This is a genomic window from Frankia sp. CcWB2 (genome assembly GCF_977927585.1).
In genome coordinates, this window is the sequence record NZ_CDWRCM010000103.1 from 10,643 (window position 1) to 14,933 (window position 4,291).

General features: G+C 72.0%; 1 protein-coding gene and 1 pseudogene. Both read right to left on the minus strand.

Translation table 11 applies throughout. From position 1 onward, the window contains the following. Window positions 1-359: pseudogene (locus ACY45C_RS12435) on the minus strand (signal recognition particle-docking protein FtsY); the annotation flags it as partial. Window positions 360-422: 63 nt separating this feature from the next. Next, window positions 423-4,127, minus strand: coding sequence for a chromosome segregation protein SMC (gene smc / locus ACY45C_RS12440; protein ID WP_462187779.1), 3,705 nt, complete (start codon window positions 4,125-4,127; stop codon window positions 423-425). Window positions 4,128-4,291: the final 164 nt, after the last annotated feature.

Below are 4,291 nucleotides of genomic sequence, written 5' to 3' on the forward strand. Positions count from 1 at the left end.
AGCCGCAGGCGCAGCCGGACGAGGCGGCCGGCGGCCGGCGGCGGTGCCTCCGGCGGGATCCGCTCCTGGACCGGGATCCCCGGCGCGGCCGGTATCTCGGCGGGCGGGGCGCCGACGCCCTCGGTCTCCGTCGGGGACGGCGGCAGCACATCGGGAAGACCGATGTCGTCGACCGTCCTGGTCGCCGAATCTCGGGGTACCTCGGCATCGTCACCGACCCCGGGACGGTAGTCGGCGCCCGGGCGCGGGCCTTCCTCGACGGATCGGCGGGGGCGTCGGCGCAGGGCCGTGCCGGCCACCAGGCCCACGGTGGCCAGTACGACGACGGCGATGACGACGATCAGGATGAGGAGCTCCACGTACCGATCCTGACAGATGACGCCACAAGGCCGTGGCGCTCGCCCGGCGGGAGGGCGGCGGCGTCAGAGCGCCGCCCGCTCCCGCAGCCGCTGACTGATCACTGTCGTCACCCCGTCGCCCCGCATGGCCACGCCGTACAGGGCGTCAGCGATCTCCATCGTCCGCTTCTGGTGGGTGACGATGATCAGCTGCGACTTCTCGCGCAGACCCTCGACAGCATCGAGCAGCCGGCCGAGGTTGCGGTCGTCCAGAGCTGCCTCGACCTCGTCGAGCACGTAGAAGGGCGAAGGACGGGCCCGGAATATCGCGAGCAGGAGAGCGAGTGCGGTCAGTGAACGCTCCCCGCCGGACAACAGCGACAGACGCTTCACCTTTTTTCCCGGCGGCCTCGCCTCGACCTCGATGCCCGTGGTGAGCATGTCATCAGGATCGGTAAGCACCAGCCGGCCCTCACCGCCCGGGAACAGCGTCGAGAAAACGATCTCGAACTCACGAGCGGTGTCCGCGAACGCGACGGCGAAGACCTCACGCACCCGCAGATCAACCTCCTCGACGACCAGTAGAAGATCCCGGCGGGTGCTCTTGATGTCTTCGAGCTGCGCGGATAAGAACGCCGCCCGCTCCTGAAGCGCGGCGAACTCCTCGAGGGCGAGGGGATTCACCCGCCCCAGCCGGGCCAGCTGCTTCTCCGCGGTGGCAGCCCGGGCGCTCTGCTCGGCTCGATCGAACGGCACCGCGGTGCCGTCGGGCTCATCCGGCGGGACCAGCGTGCCCGGCCCGAACTCCGCCACCAGGTCGTCCGCGTCGATGCCGTGCTCCTCCAGAGCCTTGGCTTCCAGTGTCTCCACCCGCAGCCGCTTCTCCGCTCGGGCCAGCTCGTCGCGATGGGCGGCGTCGCGCAGCGCCGCGAGTTCGGTGGCCAGGGCGCGCCCCTGGTCACGCACCCCGACCAGCTCCGTCTCGGCGGCCTTGCGCAGTGCGTCGGCCTCCTCCCGCTCCGCCGCGGCGCGAGCCAGCGAATGGTCCAGTCGGTCGAGAGCGACCTGGGCCGCCTCCCCCATCACCGTCGCGACGGCCGCCTGCCGCTCGCGGACCTCGTGCCGACGGGCCGCCGCGGCCCGTGCCGCCCGCTCGTTCGCCGCCGCGCGGATCAGTCCGTCGGCGCGTCCCTGCAGGCCTCGCACCCGCTCCTCGCTGGTACGGACGGCCAACCGGGCCTCGACCTCGGCGGCGCGCACGGCGGAGGTGGCCGCGACGAGCCGGTCCCGTTCATCCGGAGCACGCTCCCCGGCCTCCGGCTGCTCAGATGTCGCGGCGAGCGACGCCTCGAGCTCGGTCAACGCTCCGTATGCCCGATCACGGGCTGTTTCGGCCCGTGATCGGGTAGCCTCCAGCCGGGCGATCTCGGATGCCGCGGCCCCTCCCGAACGATCGAGCTGCGCCATCTGCTCGGACAGCGCCCGGTGCCGGGCATCGGTCCCGTGCAGCGCCGCCAGTGCCGCGTCGATGGCGGTACGGGCCCGGGTCACCTCGGCACGCGCGGGCTCGAACGCCTCGTGGGCGGACTCGACGCGACGGGTCGCCTCCGCCACGCCGGCCTCGGCCTCGTCCGCCGCGGCCTGCAGTTCGATCGCAGACGGCGGGTTCGCGCTGCCACCGATCGAGAGGGGCGCACCGATGACGTCGCCGGCGCGGGTGACCACCCGCAGGTCGGGACGCAACGCCGTGGCCCGCTCGGCCGCTGCCAGATCCTCGACCACGACAGTCCGGGCGAGCAGGGACGACACGGCGGTACGGAACCGGTCGTCACCGATCTCCGCCAGGTCCAGCGCGGCAACGGCACCGGCCGGGAGCGGACCGTCGGCGCTGGCCGCCCCCGGGTCGGTCGCCGCGCTGCCGACAGGGCCGGCGCAGGCGGCGGGATCGGCGCAGGCGTCAGGCTCATCCGCGACGGTGACGGCGGCCACCAGCGATGCTCGGCCGGCGCCCGTTTCCCGCAGCCACGCAAAGGCCGCCATGGCATCTTCCGACGTGCCGACGAGCAGGGCGTCCGCCGCCGCGCCCAGCGCCGCGGCGATGGCCGCCTCCGCGCCGGCGGTCACGCTCAGGACGCCGGCCAGCCGGCCGATCACCTCGAGGGTCGGATCCAGTGCCGGAGCCGGGTCCTCCGCCGTGTTCGAGGCGCCCCGCCCGGTCTGCCCGGTCTGCCCGGCCTGCCCGGTCTGCCCGGTCTGCGCGCCGGTAGCAGCCCTCAACAGTGCCGCGGCTCCGTCGGCCGGCGCGAGGGAGAGATGCAGCGCGTCACGTCGCGCAGCCCAGGAGGCGTGGTCACGCTCGGCGCTACGCTCCTCACCGCGCAGGACCTCGAGCCGCTCGGCGGCAGCGGCATGCACCGCCACGGCCGCGCTGTGCCGCTCGGTGAGATCCTCCCGTGCGCTCTCCATCCGGGAGAGTTCGATCTCGAGGGCCGAACGTGACGCCGAGGTCTCGGTCTCCCGCTCCCGCGCGGCGTCGAGTGCCTCGGTCGTCCGTGCTATCTCGTTCTCGGCGCTGGTGGCACGGGACCTGGCAGCCTCCACCTGGCCGGCAAGGCGCGCGATCTCCTCACGGCGAAAAGACGCCGCGCGTGCCGCGGCGATCAGTTCCTTCTCCTCCCGGGCGAGCGCGGCCTCGAGATCGGCACGCCTGGTGACCACCTCGGCGAGCAGGTCCCGATCACGCTCCAGCCGCTCGGTGAGGGCGATTTCCTGCTCCCGGACCGCCGTGGCCTCCTGTTCCAGTTCCTCGGGGTCGCGGCGCCCACGTACGTCGTCGGCCGCGGTACGCAACAGGCGACCCCGTTCGACGGCGAGCGAACGGGTGCCCCGCAGCCGTTCCCGCAGGGATGCCAGGGCGTACCAGGTCTCCTGGGCGCCGGTGGCGCGCGGAACGATCGCCGTCAGGTCGGCCTGCAGCTGCTCCTCCCGGCGGGCGACCGCGGCATGAGCGGCTTCGGTGGTCGTCAGCCGCGCCCGCAATGCCTCCTCGTCCGCGAGGTCGGAGGCGATCGCGGCCCGGGCACGATGGAGATCGTCGGCGAGAAGGCGCAGGCGGGCGTCCCGGAGCGAAGCCTGAATCACACCGGCCTTACGTGCGATCTCCGCCTGGCGACCGAGCGGCCCCAACTGCCGACGCAGCTCGGCGGACAGATCGGTGAGGCGGGTGAGGTTCGCCGACATCGCCTCGAGCTTGCGGAGTGCCTTCTCCTTGCGTTTACGGTGTTTGAGGACGCCGGCGGCCTCCTCGATGAAGGCGCGGCGATCCTCCGGGCGCGCGTGCAGGACCGCGTCGAGCTGACCCTGGCCGACAATCACGTGCAGCTCTCGGCCGATACCCGAGTCGCTCATCAGTTCCTGGATATCCAGCAGGCGACAACCGGTACCGTTGATCGTGTATTCGCTCTCGCCGCTGCGGAACATCAGCCGCCCGATGGTCACCTCGGTGTACTCGATGGGGAGCGCGCCGTCCGAGTTGTCGATCGTCAGGAGTACTTCGGCGCGCCCCAAGGCCGGGCGAGCGGGCGTGCCCGCGAAGATGACATCGGACATGGTGCCGCCACGCAGGGCCTTGGCACCCTGCTCCCCCAGTACCCAGGCGATGGCGTCGACGACGTTACTCTTGCCCGACCCGTTGGGCCCGACCACGCAGGTTATTCCCGGCTCGAGATGCAGGGAGGTCGAGCTCGCAAAGGACTTGAAGCCCCGCAGGGTCAAGTTCTTGAGATGCACCAGTCTCCGGAGCGATGGAAGGGTTCACCGGCTCGACCCGGGATGGCCGGACTCAGCCGACGTTCGACAGAGCCATCCTAGTCGGCAACCCGAAGCACCCAGCAGGCTACGCTCCGAAAAAAGCACGAAGAAGGCGAGGAGCGAGGTTGCCCGGCTCTTCCTGG